Below are 20,737 nucleotides of genomic sequence, written 5' to 3'. Positions count from 1 at the left end.
GTTGTCGATCGTGGTGCGCAGCTTGCGGGCGGCGGACCAGCCCATGGAGACGTGGTCCTCCTGCATCGCGGAGGACGGGATGGAGTCGACGGAGGAGCTGATGGACCTGGAGCACGCCCGGCTGGTGCTGCGCGGCGAGCACGGTCTCGCCGTCGACCGGGGCCGTATCGTCCGCGAGGCCGTCGCCGTGGTCCTGGCCGACCTGGAGTCCCGGGGCGACGCGAGCATCCTCGTCCGCCGTCTGCGCGGCCGCTGACGGTACCCTGCGGCCTGCCGCACCCCCGCTCCACCAGGATCCTCATGCCGCCACCCCCCGATGAAACGTCCCGCCCGTCCCGCCGCCGCGCGCTCGGCCGCGGTCCGGGGACGGTGCGGGCCGAGACTCCCGTGTCCCGGGAGCCGGTCCAGCGGGAGCCGGTCCAGCGGGATCCGGTACGACGGGATCCGGTACGACGGGAACGCGTGCGTACGGCCGGGGAAGCCGGCGCGGGGGCGGACGCGATGGACATCCCGTACGTCATGGACGTGCCGGGCGGTTCCACGGGCCGTACGGCGGCCTCCGAGGCCCCTGGTACCCCCGAGACGTCCGAGGCCGCAGGAGCGCCCGCCGACGCCCCCGCGGACGCCCCCGCCGATGCCCCCACCGACGCCCCCGCGGACGGCCCGGCCGAGGGCGGCCGGGGCGGCGACGGGCGGTTCACCGTGCGTCTCGCGAACTTCGAGGGCCCCTTCGACCTCCTGCTCCAGCTGATCGCCAAGCACCGGCTGGACGTCACCGAGGTCGCCCTGTCGCAGGTGACCGACGAGTTCATGGCGCACATCCGGGCCATGGGCCCGGACTGGGACCTCGACCAGACCACCGAGTTCCTCGTGGTCGCCGCGACCCTGCTCGATCTGAAGGCCGCCCGGCTGCTGCCGGTCGCCGAGGTCGAGGACGAGGCGGACCTGGCGCTCCTGGAGGCCCGCGACCTGCTGTTCGCGCGGCTGCTCCAGTACCGCGCGTACAAGCGGATCGCCGAGATCTTCGCCGACCGCTGGGAGACGGAGGGCCGCCGCCACCCGCGCACCGTCGGCCTGGAGCCGCACCACGCGGAACTGCTGCCCGAGGTCGTCCTCTCCATCGGTGCCGAGGGCTTCGCGAAACTCGCCGCCAAGGCGATGCGCCCCAAGGCCGCGCCGCAGGTGTACGTCGACCACATCCACGCGCCGCTGGTGAGCGTGCGCGAGCAGGCCGGAGTCGTCGCCACGCTGCTGCGCGAGCGCGGCGTCCTGACCTTCCGGGAGCTGGCCGAGGACGCCGGCGACACCCTGACCGTCGTCGCCCGCTTCCTCGCCCTCCTGGAGCTGTACCGCGAGAAGGCCGTGGCGCTGGAGCAGGAGACCGCGCTCGGCGAGCTGACCGTCTCCTGGACCGGCGGCGAGCGGGACCCCTCCCGTGCCGTGACCGACGAATTCGACCAGGAGGCCGCACCATCGGCGCCCACAGCTCTCTGAGCGATCCAAGAGATCCGGCCGCTCCCGCCGGCACGACCGCTCCTGCCGCCCCGGCCGCTCCCGGTGATCCCGTCGCGCTCAAGCCCGCCCTCGAAGCCGTCCTCCTGGTCGTCGACGAGCCCGTCACCGAGGACCGGCTGGCCAAGGTCCTCGGCCGCACCCCGCGCGAGATCGGCGACACCCTGCGCGAGCTGGCCGACGAGTACACCGCCTCCGGGCGCGGCTTCGAGCTGCGCCTGGTCGCCGGCGGCTGGCGCTTCTACACCCGCCCCGCGTACGCCGCCGCCGTCGAGGCATTCGTCCTGGACGGCCAGCAGGCCCGGCTCACCCAGGCGGCCCTGGAGACCCTGGCGGTCGTCGCGTACCGCCAGCCGGTCAGCCGTTCCCGGGTCTCGGCCGTGCGCGGAGTGAACTGCGACGGGGTCATGCGCACCCTGCTCCAGCGCGGTCTGGTGGCCGAGGCGGGCGCGGAACCCGAAACAGGTGCGATCCTGTACAGGACGACGAACTACTTCCTGGAGCGGATGGGCCTGCGCGGCCTGGACGAGCTGCCGGAACTCGCGCCCTTCCTCCCCGAGGCGGAGGCGGTCGAGCCGGACTCCCTGGAGGGCGTACCGTCGTTCGATCCCGACGCGGACGACAGCGTCGGTCAGCCGGACGAGAAGACGACGGAAGTTTGATGCGAAGCAGCAGCGGCAGGAACAGCGGAAACAACGGCGGGAGCCGTGGTGCCAAGAGCGGCGGCCGCGGCAACTACCGGGGAGCCGGTAACCAGCGCGACGAGCGGGGCCAGGGGCAGGGCCGGGGTCAGAGCCGGGGCCAGGGCCAGGGCCAGAGCCCGAGCGCGGGCCGTCCGCGCCGGACCCGTCCGGAGGAGCGGAGCTACGACGTCTCCATGCCCTCCGACGAGCGGCGCGGCGGCGGTACCGGTGGCACCGGCGGCGGCGACCGCCGGGGCCGTGGCGACGCGGCCCGCGGTGGCGCCAAGGGCGGTCCCCGCCAGTCGCCGAAGCGGGGCGGCGGCCGTACGGCCCCGGCGCGCTCGCGCGAGTACGAGACCCGGGCCGAGGAGCGCAACCGCGAGCGCTACGCGGACAAGCCCCAGATCAAGACGCCCAAGACCTTCCCGGGCGCCGAGCAGGAGGGCGAGCGCCTGCAGAAGGTGCTGGCCCGCGCCGGTTACGGCTCGCGCCGTGCCTGCGAGGAGCTGATCGAGCAGGCCCGTGTCGAGGTCAACGGCGAGATCGTGCTGGAGCAGGGTCTGCGCGTGGCGGAGAAGGACGAGATCCGGGTCGACGGTCTGACCGTCGCCACCCAGTCGTACCAGTTCTTCGCCCTCAACAAGCCGGCCGGTGTCGTCTCCACCATGGAGGACCCCGACGGCCGCCAGTGCCTCGGCGACTACGTCACCAACCGTGAGACCCGGCTCTTCCACGTCGGCCGGCTCGACACGGAGACCGAGGGCATCATCCTGCTCACCAACCACGGCGAGCTGGCCCACCGTCTCACCCACCCCAAGTACGGCGTGAAGAAGACGTACCTGGCGGCCATCACCGGCCCGCTGCCCCGCGAGGTCGGCAAGATGCTCAAGGACGGCATCCAGCTGGAGGACGGCTACGCGCGCGCCGACCACTTCCGGGTCGTCGAGCAGACCGGCAAGAACTACCTGGTCGAGGTCGTGCTCCACGAGGGCCGCAAGCACATCGTGCGCCGGATGCTCGCCGAGGCGGGCTTCCCGGTCGAGAAGCTGGTCCGTACCGCGTTCGGTCCGATCGCCCTGGGCCCCCAGAAGTCGGGCTGGCTGCGCCGGCTCAGCAACACCGAGGTCGGCATGCTGATGAAGGAAGTCGGCCTGTAGACATCGCCGCCTGAGGCCCGCTGACGGCGTGCCTTGCGCGCAACGGCCCGTGGCCGTCCCCTCTTCGTGAGGGGGCGGCCACGGGCCGTTCGGCGTTCCTCGCGTCGGCGGAGCCGTGTTCCTTGCGTCGGCGGAGCCGTCCGTCACTTCGGGTCGCGGTCGTACAGGGCCTTCGACCAGCGGTAGCCGAGGACGGTGAGGCCGAGGCACCAGGCGACGGCGATCCAGCCGTTGTTCCCGATTCCGGTGCCGAGCAGCAGACCGCGCAGGGTCTCGATGGCCGGGGTGAAGGGCTGGTACGCGGCGATCGGCTGGAACCAGCCCGGCATCGCGTCGATCGGCACGAACGCGCTGGAGATCAGCGGCAGGAAGATCAGCGGAAGGGCGTTGTTGCTCGCGGCCTCGGCGTTCGGGCTGATCATGCCCATCCCGACGGCGATCCAGGTGAGGGCCACGGCGAACAGCACGAGCAGTCCGAAGGCCGCCAGCCACTCCAGGAGCGTGGCGTCCGTGGAGCGGAAGCCGATGGCGACCCCGACGGCGCCGACGAGCACGACGCTGAGGACGGCCTGGACGACGCTGCCGATCACATGCCCGGTGATCACGGAGCCGCGGTGGACGGCCATGGTGCGGAAGCGGGCGACGATGCCCTCGGTCATGTCGTTGGAGACGGAGACCGCGGTGCCGACCGTGGTGCTGCCGATGGTCATCAGGAGCAGGCCCGGGACGAGGTACGCGATGTACACGGAGCGGTCCGGGGTGCCGCCGGCGATGCCCGCGCTCATCACATCGCCGAAGACGTAGACGAAGAGCAGCAGCAGGACGACCGGCGTGAGCAGCAGGTTGAGGGTCAGGGAGGGATAGCGCCGGGCGTGCAGGAGGTTGCGGCGCAGCATGGTGGAGGTGTCGCGTACGGCGAGGGAGAGGGAACTCATCGGGCGTCCTCCTGGGCGTGCGGGCGGTCCTGGGACGGGTCCTGGATCCGGGCGGTGGGGTCGGTCGGGTGCGGGTGCGGGCGCGGGCCGGCGCCGTCGTCGGTGAGGGCGAAGAACACGTCGTCCAGGTCGGGGGTGTGGACGGTCAGCTCGTCCGCCTCGACGCCGGCGGCGTCCAGCCGGTCGAGGACGGCGCGCAGTTCGCGCGGGCTGCCGTCGCCCGGGATCCGCAGCACCAGCGCCTCGTCGTCGCGGGCGGCTCCGCGGAGCCCGTCGGCGGCCCGCCGGTAGGCGTCCGGGTCGGAGAAACGGAGCCGGACGTGTCCGCCGGGGACGATCCGCTTGAGCTCCTCGGCGGTGCCCTGGGCGACGATCCGGCCGCCGTTCAGGACGGCGATGCGGTCGGCGAGCTCGTCGGCCTCCTCCAGGTACTGGGTGGTGAGGAAGATGGTGACGCCGCCGGAGACCAGCTCGCGGATGATGCCCCACATGGCGTGGCGGGACCGTGGGTCGAGCCCGGTGGTCGGCTCGTCGAGGAAGATGATCCTGGGGCCGCCGACGAGGGTCATGGCGATGTCGAGACGCCGCTTCATGCCGCCGGAGTAGGTGGACGCGGGCTTCTTCGCGGCCTCGGCGAGATCGAAGCGGGCCAGCAGCCCGTCGGCGATCCGCCGGCCGTCGCGCTTGGGTAGATGGTGCAGGTCGGCCATGAGGAGCAGGTTCTCCTCGCCGGTGATCAGCCCGTCCACGGCGGAGAACTGCCCGGTGACGCCGATCGCGGCGCGTACGGCCTGCGGCTCGGCGGCGAGGTCGTGGCCCGCGACCCGGGCCTGCCCGCCGTCGGGGGTGACGAGCGTGGAGAGGATCTTGACGGTGGTGGTCTTGCCCGCGCCGTTGGGGCCGAGCAGCGCGAAGACGGATCCGGCCGGGATGTGCAGGTCGACGCCGTCGAGGACGGTCTTGTCGCCGTACGACTTGCGCAGTCCGGTGGCGGTGATGGCGGTGGGGGTGGCGGACGCGGCTGTGGGGGCGGGGTCGGGGGTGGCCGGCGGCCGGCCGTCACCGCGTCTGGGCGTGGGCATGACAGGTGAAGCCATGGAGTCCTCCGGTCGGGGATCGGGTAACAGGCGGGGCGGAGCGGGGCGGGGGTGTCCCGGGGGCGGGCCCGGGACACCCGGGTGGTGCGCGGCCATGAGGTCAGGCCTTGGCGCGGCGGATGTCGATGTTGCCGTAGCGGGTGACGGCGTGGACCTTGACGGCCTCCTCGGTCTCCGCCGGGGTCCCGGTGGAGGTGAGCGTGTTGCGCACCTGGCCGTGGCCCGAGTTGACGTCGAGCCAGGCGGCGGTGCCCTCGCGGATGCCGACCTCGATGGCGCCGTGCGCGGTCTCCAGGTGGACGGCGCCCCGGGTCACCTCGCCCACCCGCAGGGCACCGTGGGCGGTGGTGGCGGTGACCGAGTCCTCGGCGCGGCGGATGTCGATGTCGCCGTTGGCGCCATTGACCCGCAGGACGCCAAGGGCGGCGTCCACGATCGTGGCGCCGTGCGAGTTCTTCAGGACGGCGGAGCCGCCGAGGGTCCCGACCCGCACGCTCCCGGAGCTGGTGGAGATGTCGGCCGGGCCGTCGACGCGGCCGACCGTGATCGAGCCGTGGGAGGCGGCCAGGGTCAGCGGGCCGGTCTCGTCGAGGCGGACGTCGCCGGACGAGACCTTCACGCGGACGTCGCCGAGCCGCCCCTCGCCCAGCACCTGGGTCCAGGAGCCGTTCATGTCGACGTGCGAACCGGCGGGCAGGTCGACGGTCACCTCGACGACGCCGGTGCGGCCGAGCAGGCCGGGCTTGGGCGTGCGGATGGTCAGGACGCCGTTGGCGTACCCGATCTCGGTCTGTTCGGCGGACCGTACGTCCAGCTCCTTCTTCGGGGAGCGGGGGCGCACCTCGACGACGGTGTCGGTGCGGTCGCCCGCCGTGAACTGGATGGAGCCGGCGTCGACGCGGGCCGTGACCGAGATCGCCGCGGGGGTGTCGAAAGTAGGCATGGCTGTCCCGTCCTCTTGGGTCTTCAAGGCGTCCCCGCTGGTGGGACGTGGTGTGGGTGAAGGAGCGAGTGGTGCGGGTGGCGCGCGAGCTGAGGGTCCGATGGGTCGAGGGGGAGTGGAGGGGCGGGCCGGGTGGGCGGCTAGCGCACCCAGCCCGTGAAGCTGTTTCCGACGCTCCGGCTCTTCTCCGCCGGGCAAGGCCCGCCGCCGTCGACCGCGCCCGACACGGCCCGGACCAGCCAGGCGTTGACCGACAGGCCCTCGCGGCTCGCGGCCTCCTCGGCGCGGGCCTTGAGGCTCGCCGGCAGGCGCAGGTTGACGCGGGCGGTGGCGTCCTCGTCGCCCTCGGCGGGCGGCTGCTGCGTCCGGGGCGGTTCGGCGGGGGTGGCGACGGCCTCGGTGGGGCCGGTTCCGGTGCCGGTGGGCGGCAGCGTCACCACGAAGTCGGGGTCGAGTCCGCGCAGCCGTACGTCGACCGAGCCGGGGGCGAGGTCGCGGGTGATCTCGCTCATCGCGGCGGAGAGCACGTTGAGCATGGTCAGGCGGGTCGCCGACTCCAGTGGGGCGGTGAGCCGCTCGGCCAGCTCGCGGGCTTCGTCGCCGCCGGCCTCGGCGGCCACCGCGAGTTCGCGGCGGAGATTCTCGACGTACGGGGTGAGGTCCATGACGCCATCATGGCACCACTTTGGCGCCACGCGCAAGAGTGGATGGCGCTACATGTGGCGCTGGCGAGGGGGCGTCGCTCTGACCTGGGGAAATGGATGGAGAGGTGCGGATGTCGTGGGGGTGTCGGGAGGATTTCGGTCGACTGGAGTGGGTTGGGGTGGCGCCATGTGGCACCTCGTGGCGCCAAGTGGTGCCGGATGGCGTCACGGGTGGTGCCAGGTGACGCCATGCCCGCCCCGGCCCGCCCGATCGCCCCTTGAGCTGCCCGAGCCGGGGCATTCGCCCTTGAGGTCGCGGCGCGCATCCATTTATAGTCAGGCTGACTCTTAAGGAGGCGGGCATGAGTCTCGCGCACATCCTGGACCCGCTCCAGCAGCCGCTCTTCACCCTGCTCGGCACCCCGGTCAGCTGGACCGAGGTGCTGGGCTTCGGAAGCGGCGCCCTCTGCGTATGGCTCGTCGCCCGTCAGCACCTCGCCAACTGGCCGATCGGCATCGCGAACAACCTGTTCTTCGTCCTGCTCTTCTCCCAGAGCGGGCTGTACGCCGACGCCGGCCTCCAGTTCGTCTTCATCGCCCTCGCCGCGTACGGCTGGTGGACCTGGACCCACGGGGGTGGACCAGGCTCCGACACGCTCCCCGTACGGCGCACCAGCCGTACCGAGTGGATCCTGCTGCTCGCGGCGGGGGCGGTGGCGACCCTCGCGCTCGCCCTGCTCCTCGACCGGGTCACCGACTCGACCGTCCCCTTCTGGGACGCCCTGACCACGGCCCTGTCCCTGGCCGCCACCTACGGCCAGTGCCGCAAGCTCCTGGAATCCTGGTGGCTGTGGATCGCCGCCGACGTGGTGTACGTGCCCCTCTACGCGTACAAGGGGCTCTACCTCACCTCCCTGCTGTACGTCGGCTTCATGGCGCTCTGCGTCCTCGGCCTGCGCGGCTGGCGGCGCGACCTGGCCGACGCCGACGCCGACGCCGCCGACGCGGACGCGGATGCGGATGCCTATGCCGCCACCGGTACCGACGCCGGCGCGCCCCTCACGGCGAAGGCCCGCTCATGACCACGCCCACACACACGCCCCGCTACGGCCACGGCCTCGTGCTCGGCAAGTTCTATCCGCCGCACGCCGGCCACCACCACCTCGTCCGCACCGCCCGCGCCCGGTGCGACCGGCTCACCGTCCTGGTCTGCGCCTCCGCCGTCGAGTCCGTCCCGCTCGCCGACCGGGTCGCCTGGATGCGCGAGGCGCACCCCGACGCGCTCGTCGTCGGCACGGTCGACGACACACCCGTCGACGTCCACGACCCCGAGGTGTGGGACGCGCACATGCGGATCTTCCGCGCCGCCGTCCCCGAGGCCGTCGACGCCGTCTTCACCTCCGAGGCGTACGGCGAGGAACTGGCCCGCCGCTTCGGCGCCGTGTCCGTCAGCGTCGACCCCGGCCGGACCCGCCACCCCGTCTCCGGCACCGCTGTCCGCGCCGACCCCGTCGCCTGCTGGGACCAGCTGGAGGCCCCCGTACGGGCCGCGCTCACCCGGCGCGTCGTCGTCCTCGGCGCCGAGTCCACCGGCACCACCACCATGGCCCGCGCCCTCGCCGACCACTACCGGCGGCGCGGCGGCGTCTGGGCGGACACCCGCTGGGTCCCGGAGTACGGCCGCGAGTACAGCGAGCTCAAACTCGCCCGGCTGCGCGCCGAACGCCCCGGTGCCGAATGGTCCGACGTCACCTTCCACACCACCGACTTCCCCGTCATCGCGCTGCGCCAGGCCGAACTGGAGGAGGAAGCGGCCCGGGCCGGCTCGCCCGTGCTCTTCTGCGACACCGACGCCTTCGCCACCACCATCTGGCACGAGCGCTACATGGGCACCACCAGCGCCGCCACCGGCGAGGTCGCCGCCCGCGGCACCCGGCACCTGTGGCTGCTCACCGACCACCACGGGGTCGCCTTCGAGGACGACGGTCTGCGCGACGGGGAGCACCTGCGGCCCTGGATGACCGCCCGCTTCCGCGCCCAGCTCGCCCACACCGGCCGCCGTACCGTCGTGCTCACCGGCCCCCACGAGGAACGCCTGGCGACCGCCGTCGCCGCTGTGGACGCGCTGCTCGCCGAGGGCTGGCACTTCACCGACCCGCTTCCGGAGCGCCGATGACATCGCCTCAGCCGCCTCAGCCGCCTCAGCCGCCCTCGGGCTCTTCGGGGCCCCCACAGCCCCTGTCGCCCCCGCGCCCTTCCCCGGCCGCACCCGAGGGCTACGACAAGCACGCCTTCGAACCGTTCGCCGTCACCGCCGACCTCGCCGTCCTCACCGTCCGCGCGGGCACCCTGCACGTTCTGCTCGTCGAACGCGGCCAGGAGCCGTACGCCGGTTCCTGGGCCCTGCCCGGCGGCTTCGTCCTGCCCCACGAGTCCGCCGAACAGGCCGCCCGCCGCGAACTCGCCGAGGAGACCGGCCTGTCCGGCGCCACCGCCGCCCGCCTCCACCTGGAACAGCTGCGCACCTACAGCGAGCCGGACCGCGACCCCCGGATGCGGGTGGTGTCCGTCGCGTTCGCCGCGCTCGTCCCCGACCTGCCCGAACCGCGCGGCGGCGGCGACGCGGCCCAGGCCCGCTGGCTGCCGTACGACCGGGCCCGCCCGCTCGCCTTCGACCACGACCGCATCCTCGCCGACGCCCGCGAGCGCGTCGGCGCCAAGCTCGAATACAGCTGCCTCGCCACCGCCTTCTGTCCGCCCGAGTTCACCCTCGGCGAGCTGCGGCAGGTGTACGAGACGGTCTGGGGCGTCCCGCTCGACCGCCCCAACTTCCGGCGCAAGGTCCTCGCCACCCCCGGCTTCGTCCGGCCCGTCGAGGGACCCCCGCGCCGCACCGGCGGACGGGGGAAACCGGCCGCTCTCTACCGGGCGGGCGAGGCCACGGCGCTGCACCCGCCCCTGCTGCGACCGGAAGGACGAACGGAATGACGAACGAAGGGGCGACGGGGATGACGGCCGAGGCGACGAACGGAGCAGTGGCGGGGATGACGGGAATGACGGGCGGGCAGGCGGCCGGAGGGGCGCACTCGGCGCGTCCGGCCGCGGCGAAGAAGCGGGCCGCCGAGGGCACCCTCGTCGGTCTCGCGCTCGGCGACGCGCTGGGCTTCCCCACCGAGTTCCTCGCCGTGCAGCGGATCCTTGACTCCTACGGGCCCTGGCGGGAGCTGAAGCCGCGGGTGACCCAGGGCGTCTCCTACATCACCGACGACACCCAGATGACCCTCGCCTTCGCGCGCGGCATCCGCACCGCCATGACGGACGACGAGTTGACGCCCGCGCGGCTCGCCCAGGCCGTACGGGAGGAGTACGTCACCTGGTACCGCTCGCCCGACAACAACCGCGCCCCGGGGAACACCTGCCTGACCGCCTGCGGTCTGCTCATGACCGACCGGACCTGGCAGGACGCCAGCCAGATCGGCTCCAAGGGCTGCGGCGCCAACATGCGCGTCGCGCCCATCGGGCTCGTCCCCGGGCTGAGCGACGACCAGCGCTCCGGCGCCGCGCAGCTCCAGGCCGCCCTCACCCACGGCCACCCCACCGGCCTCGCCGCCTCCGATCTGACGGCCCGCGCCGTGTACCTCCTCGCCCAGGGCGCCGACCCGGCCGGGCTCGTCGGGCAACTGCGCGTGTACGCCTCGGAGAACCGCTCCCGCTACCGCGAGGACTGGCTCGGCGACCTGTGGACCTGTTCCCAGGACCCCGACCCCGTCCACTTCATCCGGCGCGGCTGGGACGAGTGCCTGGCCGTCCTGGACCGCCTGGACACCGCCCGGCGCACCGCCGACCCCGAGGCCGACCCCTGTCTGTACACCGGTGACGGCTGGATCGCGGAGGAGGCCCTCGCCACCGGCCTGCTCGCCTTCCTCCTCTTCCCCGACGAGCCGCTGACCGCGCTGCGCCGCGCGGCCTGCACCCGAGGCGACTCCGACTCGATCGCCGCGCTCACCGGCGCCTTCGCGGGCGCCCACCTGGGCGCCGGAGCCTGGCCGGGGGAGTGGGCGGACCCCATCGAACACGGCGAGGAGCTGCGGGCCCTCGGCGCGTACTGGGACGCGTGACGTGTACGGGGACGCATGAGACGGGACGCGCCGCCCCTCACGCGGTACGGGTGAGACGGGCCACGCCGTCCGTCACGCGGTACGGGTGAGAGGCAGCGGGTCGCGCAGTGCCGAGGCGCGGCGGGTCCGGAGCAGGAAGTCCTCCACCCGGGCCCGGTCCGGCTCGGCGGGCAGCGGGCTGCTGTCCAGCGCCCGGTCGGCCTCGTCCTGGAGCCGGTTCATCCGGCTCTCGGTCTCGGCCCAGGACACCTTGCCGCGCTTGACCGCGAGCAGCCGTTCCCGGTCGTCGCCGACGCCGACGCGCAGCTCCCCGGTGCGCAGCAGGTCGCGGCAGCTCGCGAGGAGCCGCAGCAGATGCATCGCGTGCTTCCAGCGCGGCGCCCCGTACTGCCGTACATCGGCGTCGAGCTTGCGGCGCTGGCCCGCCGCGTACCGGACGAAAGTGCCGTGCGCGTGCCGGGACAGGAAGGCGCCGCGCAGCGCGAGGAGTTCGCGGCCGGTGGCGTCGGCGTGCTCGACGAGGGGGGAGTGCAGACACTCCAGGACGTTGGGGTTGTTGCGCAGCGCCAGCTCGCAGAACCGTTCCAGCTCCCAGCTGAACTGCTCGGCGGCCGGGCCGTCCACATGCGTCGGCGGCTTCTCGAAGCGCCAGAACAGCGGTGTCGGGGCGAGGAACACACCCCGGCGGTCGGTGTCGCTGTCCCCGGTGGCCAGCCCGAAGGCGCGCGAGCCCATCACACAGGCGTAGACCGTGTGCTCGCGCACCAGTTCCTCGGGAGTCATGCGCGCCACACTAGGGCGGTTCCGCCCGACAGGCCCGGAATTTCCGGGCCTCAGGGCGGACCGGGCCGTACCCGGGCGTGCTCAGGCGCGGACGATATTGCCCCCCGAGACCTTGATCGCCTCGGCGGGCAGCGGGCGGGGCGCCGGGCCCGCCGTCACCACCCCGTCCGTGATCCGGAACCGCGAACCGTGGCACGGGCACTCGATCAGGCCGTTCGCGATCCGGTTGACCGTGCAGCCCTGATGCGTACAGATCGCCGAGAACGCCTTGAAGTCGCCGGCCACCGGCTGGGTCACCACGATCTTCCGGTCCTTGATGATCTTCCCGCCGCCGACCGGGATCTCGGAGGTGCGGGCCAGCAGCGCCCCCGAGTCCCCGTCGCCGGAGCCGCCGTCGCCGGAACACCCGGTCACGAACACCGCGCCGACCGCACCGGCGGCGGCCAGCGCGGTCCGGCGGCTCGGGCAGCACGGCGGGGCCGCGTCCGGCGCGGTCCCCGACGCCGTCGCGGGCACGGTCTCGGATGTCTGCGGGCTCTTCGGGCTCACTGGGCTCTCCATGCCGCCCAGCTTGGCCCGCACCCGCCGCGCCCCGGCCGCAACACGCTACGACCGGGGGACCAGCTCCCTCGCACGGCCGTCCGCGTCCCGCCGTACCTCCAGGACCTCCGTGACCGCCTCCCGCTCGACCGGCCCGTACAGATGCGGGAACAGCACGCCCCGCGACTCCTCCCAGCGGACCTCCGCGCCCAGCCGTGCCTCGTCGAGCACCAGGACCAGGAGCGTCCCCGGCACGTCCCGGTAGTACGCGTCGGCGATCGCCAGCGCCGTCGCCGCGTCCGGCGAGCAGTGCGTGAAGCCCTCCTCGGCGAGCGACGGCGGCGCGTAGGGGCGGTCGGGACCGGCGGACCAGTCGTCCAGGGGTACGAGGTGCAGCAGCATGCGTACGTTTCTACCGCCCCCCACTCGATCCGCCGCGCTCCGCCCTCGCCCTCGTCCCGGCAGCGGCGCACCGGGCCGTCTCGGAGGGCGGGCACCGGCGCGCCCACCCCGGACGGCTGACTAGGCTGACCGGAGCGCCACGCGGAACCCGCCACCCGGCACCGGACCCCGGACCGGACATCCGGCACCGGAGACCCGACCCTGGATCCCCGGACCCGGATCCCCGGACCCCCGGATCGGCCACCCGGCCGGCCGGACCCCCGGCACGGCTCCTCGCGCGCGCCGCCCCCGGACCTGCCCCACGCGCAAGGACATCGCCCAGTGAGAACCGCGCTCGTCATCGGAACCGGTCTGATCGGCACCTCGGCGGCGCTCGCGCTCGCCGCGCGTGGCGTCACCGTGCACCTCCGCGACCACGACCCCGCCCGCGCCCGCACGGCCGCCGCCCTCGGCGCCGGCACCGACGCGGCCCCCGAGGGACCGGTGGACCTGGTCCTCGTCGCCGTACCGCCCGCGCTCACCGCCCGCACCCTCGCCGAGGCGATGCGCGGCGGCATCGGCCGCTGCTACCTGGACGTCGCCAGCGTCAAGGGCGGCCCCCGGCGCGAGCTGGAGCAGCTCGGCCTCGACCTCACCCCGTACATCGGCACCCACCCCATGTCCGGCAAGGAGCGCTCCGGACCGCTGGCGGCCGGGGCCGACCTCTTCGAGGGCCGGCCGTGGGTGCTCACCCCGACCCGGGACACCGACACCGAGGTCCTCAACCTCGCCCTGGAACTGGTCGCGCTCTGCCGCGCCGTCCCCGTCGTCATGGACGCCGACGCCCACGACCGGGCCGTCGCGCTCGTCTCGCACACCCCGCAGCTCGTCTCCTCGATGGTCGCGGCGCGGCTGGAGAGCGCGGACGAGACGGCGGTCCGGCTGTGCGGCCAGGGCATCCGCGACGTCACCCGGATCGCCGCCTCCGACCCCCGGATGTGGGTCGAGATCCTGTCCGCCAACCCCGGTCCCGTCGCCGACGTCCTCGCGGGCGTGGCGGCCGACCTGGACGAGACGGTACGGGCGCTGCGCGCGCTGGAGTCCGGTGACGAGGAGGGCCGCCGCGCGGGCGCCTCGGGCGTGGCGGACGTCCTGCGCCGGGGCAACGCGGGCCGCGCCCGGGTACCCGGCAAGCACGGCGCGGCCCCCGCCGCGTACGAGACGGTCGCCGTCCTCATCAGCGACCAGCCGGGCGAGCTGGCCCGGATCTTCGCCGACGCGGGCCGCGCGGGCGTGAACGTCGAGGACGTCCGTATCGAGCACGCCACCGGCCAGCAGGCCGGTCTGGTGCAGCTGATGGTGGACCCGGCGGCGGCGCCGGTGCTCGGCGAGGCCCTGCGCGAGCGGGGCTGGGCGCTGCGGACGAGCTGACCGGCGCGACCGGCCCGGCACCGGCGCGACCGGCCCGGCACCGGCGCGACCGGCACCTGCTGGATCGGCACCGCACAGCCGGCGCGATCGTCGCCGGGGACCTCGCCGGGCCCTTCCCCGGGGGCCCTCGCCCGGTCCCCGGCGGGCCCCGGCACGAAAGGAGGGGCCCGCTGGACCGAACGGGTGCGGGGGACTCGGTAACCTTGGGGGAGTCCCCGCACGTCCGCCGGGGTCTGCCGCTCACCCAGGAAGGTGTTCCCCACCGTGGAAACCGTGATCGTCGCCATCGACGGCCCCTCCGGCACGGGCAAGTCGAGCACATCGAAGGCGGTCGCCGCCAAGCTGGGCCTGAGCTACCTCGACACCGGTGCCCAGTACCGGGCCATCACCTGGTGGATGATCAGCAACGGCGTGGACGTCCAGGACGCCGAGGCCGTGGCCAACGCGGCCGCGAAGCCCGTCATCGTGTCGGGCACCGACCCGTCCCGGCCCACCATCACCGTCGACGGCCTCGACGCCTCCGGTCCGATCCGGACCGAGGAGGTCACCTCCAAGGTCAGCGCCGTCAGCGCGGTCGCCGAGGTGCGGACCCTGATCACCGAGCTGCAGCGGTCCATCGCGCGCGGCGCCGAGCGCGGCATCGTCGTCGAGGGCCGTGACATCGGCACCACCGTGCTGCCCGACGCCGACCTGAAGATCTTCCTCACCGCGTCGCCCGAGGCCCGCGCCGCCCGCCGCTCCGGCGAGCTGAAGGGCGCCGACGTCGCGGCCACCCGGGAGGCCCTGGTCAAGCGCGACGCCGCCGACTCCTCCCGTAAGACCTCCCCGCTCGCCAAGGCCGGCGACGCGGTCGAGGTGGACACCACCGAGCTGACTCTCGACCAGGTCATCGAGTGCGTCGTGACCCTGGTGGAGGAGCGGCGCAGCGAGGCGGCCGCCCGGTGACCGAGCCCTCCGCGAAGGGCGCCGCCGTCGGCCGCCGCATCGGCATAGGCCTGATGTACGGCCTGTGGAAACCGCGCGTCCTCGGCGCCTGGCGGGTCCCGGCCAAGGGCCCCGTCATCCTCGCCGTCAACCACGCGCACAACATCGACGGCCCCATGCTCATGGGGACCGCTCCGCGGCCCGTCCACTTCCTCATCAAGAAGGAAGCGTTTGTCGGCCCGCTCGGCGGCTTCCTGGAGGGCATCGGGCAGCTCAAGGTCGACCGCTCCGGCGCCGACCGCACGGCCATAGGCAACGCCCTCGGGGTCCTGGAGCACGGCGGCGTGCTCGGGATCTTCCCCGAGGGCACCCGGGGCGACGGCGACTTCGCGTCGCTGCGCGCCGGGCTCGCGTACTTCGCGGTACGCAGCGGGGCGCCGATCGTCCCGGTCGCGGTGCTGGGCAGCACCGAGCGCCCCGGGCGGCTCGTCAAGGCCCTGCCCCGGCTGCGCAGCCGCGTCGACGTCGTCTTCGGCGACCCCTTCGAGGCCGGGGACGGCAGCGGCCGGCGCACCCGCAAGGCGCTGGACGAGGCCACCCACCGCATCCAGGAACGGCTCACCGGCCATCTGGAAAACGCCAGGCGCCTCACCGGGCGCTGAGCGACACTCTCAGTAGTGCTCAGTAGTGGGCCCCGGCGACGGGGACCCACCGACCACCAAGATCAAGGAACGGACTTCATGAACGACCAGCACGACCACGGGGCACTTGGCGACGCCGAGTACGCGGAGTTCATGGAGCTCGCCGCGGAAGAGGGCTTCGACCCGGAGGAGATCGAGGGCGCGATCGAGCAGGCCGGCCACGGCCCGCTTCCCGTCCTCGCCGTCGTCGGCCGCCCCAACGTGGGCAAGTCGACCCTGGTGAACCGGATCATCGGCCGCCGCGAGGCCGTCGTCGAGGACCGCCCGGGCGTCACCCGCGACCGGGTCACCTACGAGGCCGAGTGGGCCGGCCGCCGCTTCAAGGTCGTCGACACCGGCGGCTGGGAGCAGGACGTCCTCGGCATCGACGCCTCCGTCGCCGCCCAGGCCGAGTTCGCCATCGAGGCCGCCGACGCCTGTCTGTTCGTCGTGGACGCCACCGTCGGCGCCACCGACACCGACGAGGCCGTCGTCAAGCTGCTCCGCCGCGCCGGCAAGCCGGTCGTCCTGGCCGCCAACAAGGTCGACGGCCAGTCCGGCGAGGCCGACGCCGCCACGCTGTGGTCGCTCGGCCTCGGCGAGCCGTTCCCGGTCTCCTCGCTGCACGGCCGAGGCACCGGCGACCTTCTCGACGCGGTCCTGGAGGCGCTGCCCGAGGCCCCCGAGCAGTCCTTCGGCAAGGCCCTCGGCGGCCCCCGCCGGATCGCGCTCATCGGCCGTCCGAACGTCGGCAAGTCCTCCCTGCTCAACAAGGTCGCCGGCGAGGAGCGGGTGGTCGTCAACGAGCTGGCCGGCACCACCCGCGACCCGGTCGACGAGCTGATCGACCTGGGCGGCGTGACCTGGAAGTTCGTCGACACCGCCGGTATCCGCAAGAAGGTCCACCTCCAGGCCGGCGCCGACTACTACGCCTCGCTGCGTACCGCCGCCGCCATCGAGAAGGCGGAGGTCGCGGTCATCCTGCTGGACACGACCGACTCCATCTCGGTGCAGGACCAGCGGATCATCACGATGGCCGTCGAGGCCGGCCGCGCCATCGTCATCGCGTACAACAAGTGGGACGAGCTCGACGAGGAGCGGCGCTACTACCTGGAGCGCGAGATCGAGACCGAGATGCAGCAGGTCTCCTGGGCGCCCCGGGTCAACGTCTCCGCGAAGACCGGCCGCCACATGGAGAAGCTGGTCCCGGCGATCGAGACCGCGCTCGCCGGCTGGGAGACCCGCGTCCCCACCGGCCGCCTGAACTCCTTCCTCGGCGAACTGGTCGCCGCCCACCCGCACCCGATCCGCGGCGGCAAGCAGCCCCGCATCCTGTTCGGTACGCAGGCGGGCACCAAGCCGCCCCGGTTCGTCCTCTTCGCCTCCGGCTTCCTGGAGGCGGGCTACCGCCGCTTCATCGAGCGCCGGCTGCGCGAGGAGTTCGGCTTCGAGGGCACCCCGCTGCACCTGTCGGTGCGGGTGCGGGAGAAGCGCGGCAAGAAGAAGTAGCCCACGTGATCATGCCCCCTACCTGCGGTTTTTCCGCAAGTGGGGGGCATGATTCATTTCCTGGGCCGCCTCTGGGCCGTCAGGCGATCACCGGGCCGTGTCGTACACCGCCGCGATGGCCTTCCGGGTGCGCTCCTGGCTGCTCGGCATGAGGTGGGCGTAGACCCGGAGGGTCAGCCCCGGGTCCCCGTGGCCGAGGTACTCGCTCACGGCCTTGATGTTCTCCCCGCCGTCCAGCAGGGCCGACGCGTAGAAGTGCCGGAGCGCGTGCATGCCGTGTTCGCGTGCCGCGGCGTACTGCTCCTCCTCCGTCTCCGGCTCGGGGATGACACCGGCCGCGACGAGGGCACGCTTCCACGCCTCCTTGTTCAGGGACTGGCGCCAGACCTGACCACCCATGGGGGCGGTGAAGACCAGGCGCTTGGTCACCTTGGACGCGCCCGGGATCATCCAGGGCAGGGTGACCTCTGCCGGGGGGAACCGCTTCAGGTGGTCCCGCAGCGCTTCGGCGACGGGACCGGGAAGCGGCACGTCGCGGAGCTTGCCGCCCTTCGGCGGAGCGAACACCGGCTTGCCCCGGCTCAGCTTGAGCTGCTGGACGACGTGGAGAACGCCGCTCTCGAAGTTGAGGGCGTCCTCGGTGACGCCCAGAATCTCGCCCTGGCGGAGGCCGCAGCCCGCGCCCAGGTCCACCATGCTCCGATACCGCTCGGGCAGCCCGGCCCGCACGGCGAACACGCGCGGAACCGACCAGGGAACGACCCGCTTCCGCTCGATGGCCGGCGCCTTGACGGTCCGCGCGGAGCAGGGGTTCCGGGTCAGGTAGCCGTCGTCCACGGCGGCGCTCAGGACGGCGCGGGCGTTGGAGTAGATGGTCCGGGCGTAGGGGCCGCGTACGCCGCTCTCCTCCAGCTTCGCCAGCCACTCCCTGACGTGCTCGGGCTGGAAGGAGCCGAGAGGGCGCGAGCCGACGTACGGGAAGACGTGCCGCCGGAGCTGCGACTCCATGGACGCACGCGTATTGGGGTCGCCGCCCCACGTCGCCAGCCACTTCTCGGCGTACTGGCGGAAGGTGATCCGGGCGGCGCGGGGGTCGACGTACTGACCTCGGGCCATGTCGGCGGCGGTCTCGTTGAGCCACTGCTCGGCGAGGCGCTTCTGCTTGTCGGGGAAGCTCTTGGACTTCTCGGTGCCGTCGGGGCCGACGTAGCGGGCGCGGTAGCGCATGCCGGTGCCGTGCCGGTCGGTCTTGATGCGGTGGGGCTTGCCGTCGGGGCCGGGTTCGGTCTTGAACCAGCGGTCCTGGATGTGGCCTGCCATGTGCGCTGTTCCTCTCGGGTGGTGCGCCTGTGACGCCGTCACGGAAGGGGGTGTGCGGGTGGTGTGCGGCGGGGTGTGCGGGCCGGTGTGCGGCCTCCCGCACACCCCGCGTGATGTGGGGATTCGCGCTGTGCGGGTGTGCGGGTGTGTGGCGGCGTCAGGCGGCGGTGTCGGTGGCGGCCTGCTGCTGGACCCACGCGCGGACGGCGGCGGGGTCGTAGCGGACGTGGCGGCCGACGCGGAAGCCGGGCGGGCCGGTGCGCTGCTTGCGCCAGTGGTAGACGGTCTCGATCGGGACGCAGAACATCGCGGCGATGTCCTCGGGGGTCAGGTAGCGGTCCGGGAGTCCGGCGCGCAGGGTCTCAAGCGGCTTGCTGACCATGAGGGGTGGTGGCTCCTCGTGTCCGGTGTGCGGAGGGGGAGTGGGCCCGGGGGTCGTCCTGGCGAGTCGTTTGGAGGTTGAGCGGTTGCCGCCGGGGGCCGGGCGCCTCGTGAGCGGTCTCGTGAGCGGCGGTGCTCACGGGCCGCCGAAGAGCAAGAAGAGCACCGCCACCCGGCCCGGGGTGCTCCTCTTGCCTGTGCGGCTGGGACCTCGGGGCGCGGGTCAGAACGCCTGCTGCTGCTCGTCGGCCGGGGGCACGGGGCGTGTCATCTCGATGTAGCGGGCGGCGCGGGTGCGGCCCCAGTCCACCAAGAGGCCACGGGCGGCCAGGACGGGCTGGAGTCGCTTGAGACGGTCGGAGAGGACCTTGCCGGTGGTGGGCCACCCCTTGGGCAGGGGCCGGAACTCCCCTTCGCCGGTGTAGAGCTGGGTGAGGATGTGCAGCCACTCGGCGGACGTCATCCGGACCTCGGTGCCGGGGTCGATGCCGGCGGCGTGCTTCAGGACGGTCTGCGCGAGGAGGTCGCCCTCGATGACGTCGTCGTTGAGGTCGTCCAGGCTGGCGCGGTAGGCGTCCAGCGCGCCCATGCTGGCGGCGGCGTCGAGCTGCGCGCACAGGTGGGCGAAGTCGGCCATGCGCAGGTCGGTGGGGATGTCGGCCTCGGTCGAGCGGACCTTGACGGCCAGGTCGAGCACGGAGCCGAGGATCACCGGGAGGTCACTGGCGAACTCCGTCCACAGTTCCGCCTCGGTCCGCCGCACCTTCGGGCGTTCCAGGCGGAGGGGGAGGAGTCGCTCGGCGAGGTCGGGGCGGATGACGCCGACGTCGATCCCGGTCAGGAGCATCGGCCGGCGGTAGCGGGCACGGACGACGTCGCCGTCGGTGAACAGGGCCCGCTTGATGTTCTCGGCGCCGGTGACGATGCAGCACATGAGGTCGGACAGGTCCGGCCCGAGGTGGCTCAGGTTGTCCAGACCGGTGACCCACCCGGCGGCGACGGCCGTGATGAGGTTCTCCTCGTCCTTCGGGGCCCGGCGCAAATCGCCGCTCATCCCCTCGATGATCCGGACGAGCATCCGGCCGGCGGTGGATTTGCCCGCGCCCTGGGGGCCGGTGAGGAAGGGGGCGGGGACGGGGACGTCGGGGCCGAGGCAGCCGATCAGCCAGGCCAGGGCGAGGCTCTCGCCCTCGGCGTTGGCGAAGTTGCACAGCCGCATCAGCAGGTCGATGCCCTTGCCGTCGGTGTCCTTGGTGGGGAGGGGGAGTTCGCCAGTGAGCTGGGTGCGGCGCCAGCAGACCTCTCGGGGGTCGGGGGTGAGGATGTCCCAGCCGGTGGGGTGGATGCGGACGGACTTGCCGTCGTCGCGGCCGAGGTCGAGCCAGGTCGCGCCGTCGAATCCGGGGGCGACGCGGATGTGGACGGGCTGGACGTTCTCGGTGAGCGCGAGTGCTTCGATCAAGTCGAGTGCCTCCTTCATGGCGGTGCCGTTGAAGACGCCCAGGCCGTCGCGGAACATCTGGGCCATGAGTTCCTGGCGGTGGCTGCCGGTCGTGCCCTGGGAGCGCATGGGGCGGGCGACGGGGTGGCCGTTGCGCTGGGCGTAGACGGTGCCGTCGATGGTGCGGAAGTACCGGAAGTGTTCCTGCGCGTAGTCGTTGATGACCTTGCGGGGCGGGTTCTTCTCGTCCTCGGACAC

General features: G+C 73.2%; 22 protein-coding genes. 11 read left to right on the top strand and 11 right to left on the bottom strand.

Features of this window, described 5'->3' with window-relative positions; genetic code table 11:
- Positions 1–66, bottom strand: a 66-nt coding sequence (locus ABZ990_RS10035) for a hypothetical protein (RefSeq protein WP_361228142.1), incomplete at its 3' end; no start/stop codon positions are given.
- A 234-nt stretch (positions 67–300) separates the two neighbouring features.
- On the opposite strand from ABZ990_RS10035, the gene ABZ990_RS10030 reads away from it, so the two are divergent.
- The 3 genes from ABZ990_RS10030 to ABZ990_RS10020 all read left to right on the top strand — a co-directional run bounded on the left by ABZ990_RS10030 (position 301) and on the right by ABZ990_RS10020 (position 3,352).
- Positions 301–1,494 carry a segregation/condensation protein A gene (locus ABZ990_RS10030; protein ID WP_361228101.1) on the top strand — a complete coding sequence of 398 codons (1,194 nt, stop codon included), beginning with the start codon at positions 301–303 and terminating at the stop codon, positions 1,492–1,494.
- Between the two features lie 104 nt (positions 1,495–1,598).
- Entirely contained in the window at positions 1,599–2,174 is a 576-nt protein-coding gene (scpB, locus tag ABZ990_RS10025) for an SMC-Scp complex subunit ScpB (protein WP_361228140.1), read from the top strand.
- Entirely contained in the window at positions 2,174–3,352 is a 1,179-nt protein-coding gene (locus tag ABZ990_RS10020; RefSeq protein ID WP_361228099.1) for a pseudouridine synthase, read from the top strand. Before scpB ends, ABZ990_RS10020 begins: the two co-directional genes overlap by 1 nt.
- Before the next feature lie 143 nt (positions 3,353–3,495).
- Here ABZ990_RS10020 and ABZ990_RS10015 read toward each other — a convergent pair whose 3' ends face one another.
- From ABZ990_RS10015 to ABZ990_RS10000, 4 genes are all read right to left on the bottom strand, one after another.
- Positions 3,496–4,287: an ABC transporter permease gene (locus tag ABZ990_RS10015; protein WP_361228096.1), complete on the bottom strand. Its 792-nt coding sequence runs from the start codon at positions 4,285–4,287 to the stop codon at positions 3,496–3,498.
- Positions 4,284–5,369 carry an ATP-binding cassette domain-containing protein gene (locus ABZ990_RS10010; protein ID WP_361228093.1) on the bottom strand — a complete coding sequence of 362 codons (1,086 nt, stop codon included), beginning with the start codon at positions 5,367–5,369 and terminating at the stop codon, positions 4,284–4,286. Before ABZ990_RS10010 ends, ABZ990_RS10015 begins: the two co-directional genes overlap by 4 nt.
- A gap of 115 nt (positions 5,370–5,484) precedes the next feature.
- Positions 5,485–6,327 carry a DUF4097 family beta strand repeat-containing protein gene (locus ABZ990_RS10005; RefSeq protein WP_361228090.1) on the bottom strand — a complete coding sequence of 281 codons (843 nt, stop codon included), beginning with the start codon at positions 6,325–6,327 and terminating at the stop codon, positions 5,485–5,487.
- 140 nt (positions 6,328–6,467) lie between these two features.
- Positions 6,468–6,992 carry a toxin-antitoxin system HicB family antitoxin gene (locus tag ABZ990_RS10000; protein ID WP_361228087.1) on the bottom strand — a complete coding sequence of 175 codons (525 nt, stop codon included), beginning with the start codon at positions 6,990–6,992 and terminating at the stop codon, positions 6,468–6,470.
- Positions 6,993–7,333: 341 nt separating this feature from the next.
- Here ABZ990_RS10000 and pnuC point away from each other — a divergent pair, with 341 nt between their 5' ends.
- The 4 genes from pnuC (at position 7,334) to ABZ990_RS09980 (ending at position 11,089) form a co-directional block, all read left to right on the top strand.
- Positions 7,334–8,053 carry a nicotinamide riboside transporter PnuC gene (gene pnuC, locus ABZ990_RS09995; RefSeq protein ID WP_361228084.1) on the top strand — a complete coding sequence of 240 codons (720 nt, stop codon included), beginning with the start codon at positions 7,334–7,336 and terminating at the stop codon, positions 8,051–8,053.
- Complete coding sequence (locus ABZ990_RS09990; protein ID WP_361228081.1) at positions 8,050–9,147, top strand: AAA family ATPase; 1,098 nt, start codon at positions 8,050–8,052, stop codon at positions 9,145–9,147. Before pnuC ends, ABZ990_RS09990 begins: the two co-directional genes overlap by 4 nt.
- Positions 9,144–9,959: an NUDIX domain-containing protein gene (locus ABZ990_RS09985; protein ID WP_361228078.1), complete on the top strand. Its 816-nt coding sequence runs from the start codon at positions 9,144–9,146 to the stop codon at positions 9,957–9,959. The genes ABZ990_RS09990 and ABZ990_RS09985 overlap by 4 nt, the downstream gene beginning before the upstream one ends.
- A 65-nt stretch (positions 9,960–10,024) precedes the next feature.
- On the top strand, positions 10,025–11,089 hold the full coding sequence (locus ABZ990_RS09980) for an ADP-ribosylglycohydrolase family protein (RefSeq protein WP_361228137.1): 1,065 nt from the start codon (positions 10,025–10,027) through the stop codon (positions 11,087–11,089).
- A 72-nt stretch (positions 11,090–11,161) separates the two neighbouring features.
- Here the strand turns inward: ABZ990_RS09980 and ABZ990_RS09975 are convergent, their stop codons facing one another.
- The 3 genes from ABZ990_RS09975 to ABZ990_RS09965 all read right to left on the bottom strand — a co-directional run bounded on the left by ABZ990_RS09975 (position 11,162) and on the right by ABZ990_RS09965 (position 12,814).
- On the bottom strand, positions 11,162–11,872 hold the full coding sequence (locus ABZ990_RS09975; protein ID WP_361228075.1) for a nucleotidyltransferase domain-containing protein: 711 nt from the start codon (positions 11,870–11,872) through the stop codon (positions 11,162–11,164).
- 81 nt (positions 11,873–11,953) lie between these two features.
- The gene (locus ABZ990_RS09970; RefSeq protein ID WP_361228072.1) at positions 11,954–12,433 is read right to left on the bottom strand and encodes a Rieske (2Fe-2S) protein; all 480 of its coding nucleotides are present in this window, start codon (positions 12,431–12,433) and stop codon (positions 11,954–11,956) included.
- Between the two features lie 45 nt (positions 12,434–12,478).
- Positions 12,479–12,814 (bottom strand): DUF952 domain-containing protein, encoded by a 336-nt coding sequence (locus ABZ990_RS09965; protein ID WP_361228068.1) that lies wholly within the window; start codon positions 12,812–12,814, stop codon positions 12,479–12,481.
- Positions 12,815–13,135: 321 nt separating this feature from the next.
- Between ABZ990_RS09965 and ABZ990_RS09960 the strand changes: the two genes are divergently transcribed.
- The 4 genes from ABZ990_RS09960 to der all read left to right on the top strand — a co-directional run bounded on the left by ABZ990_RS09960 (position 13,136) and on the right by der (position 17,337).
- On the top strand, positions 13,136–14,224 hold the full coding sequence (locus tag ABZ990_RS09960) for a prephenate dehydrogenase (protein ID WP_361228065.1): 1,089 nt from the start codon (positions 13,136–13,138) through the stop codon (positions 14,222–14,224).
- Between the two features lie 252 nt (positions 14,225–14,476).
- Positions 14,477–15,169, top strand: coding sequence for a (d)CMP kinase (cmk, locus tag ABZ990_RS09955; RefSeq protein WP_361228063.1), 693 nt, complete (start codon positions 14,477–14,479; stop codon positions 15,167–15,169).
- Positions 15,166–15,810, top strand: a complete 645-nt coding sequence (locus ABZ990_RS09950) for a lysophospholipid acyltransferase family protein (RefSeq protein ID WP_361228061.1) — start codon at positions 15,166–15,168, stop codon at positions 15,808–15,810. The genes cmk and ABZ990_RS09950 overlap by 4 nt, the downstream gene beginning before the upstream one ends.
- Positions 15,811–15,888: 78 nt before the next feature.
- Positions 15,889–17,337: a ribosome biogenesis GTPase Der gene (gene der / locus ABZ990_RS09945; RefSeq protein WP_361228058.1), complete on the top strand. Its 1,449-nt coding sequence runs from the start codon at positions 15,889–15,891 to the stop codon at positions 17,335–17,337.
- A gap of 87 nt (positions 17,338–17,424) precedes the next feature.
- Here the strand turns inward: der and ABZ990_RS09940 are convergent, their stop codons facing one another.
- The 3 genes from ABZ990_RS09940 to ABZ990_RS09930 form a co-directional block, all read right to left on the bottom strand.
- Complete coding sequence (locus tag ABZ990_RS09940; protein WP_361228055.1) at positions 17,425–18,657, bottom strand: tyrosine-type recombinase/integrase; 1,233 nt, start codon at positions 18,655–18,657, stop codon at positions 17,425–17,427.
- 157 nt (positions 18,658–18,814) lie between these two features.
- Positions 18,815–19,039: a helix-turn-helix domain-containing protein gene (locus ABZ990_RS09935; RefSeq protein WP_361228052.1), complete on the bottom strand. Its 225-nt coding sequence runs from the start codon at positions 19,037–19,039 to the stop codon at positions 18,815–18,817.
- Positions 19,040–19,261: 222 nt separating this feature from the next.
- Complete coding sequence (locus ABZ990_RS09930) at positions 19,262–20,737, bottom strand: ATP-binding protein (RefSeq protein WP_361228049.1); 1,476 nt, start codon at positions 20,735–20,737, stop codon at positions 19,262–19,264.

The sequence above is a fragment of the Streptomyces sp. NPDC046203 genome (genome assembly GCF_040646255.1).
Lineage (GTDB): Bacteria > Actinomycetota > Actinomycetes > Streptomycetales > Streptomycetaceae > Streptomyces.
This window is presented reverse-complemented; position numbering and strand designations above follow the sequence as displayed.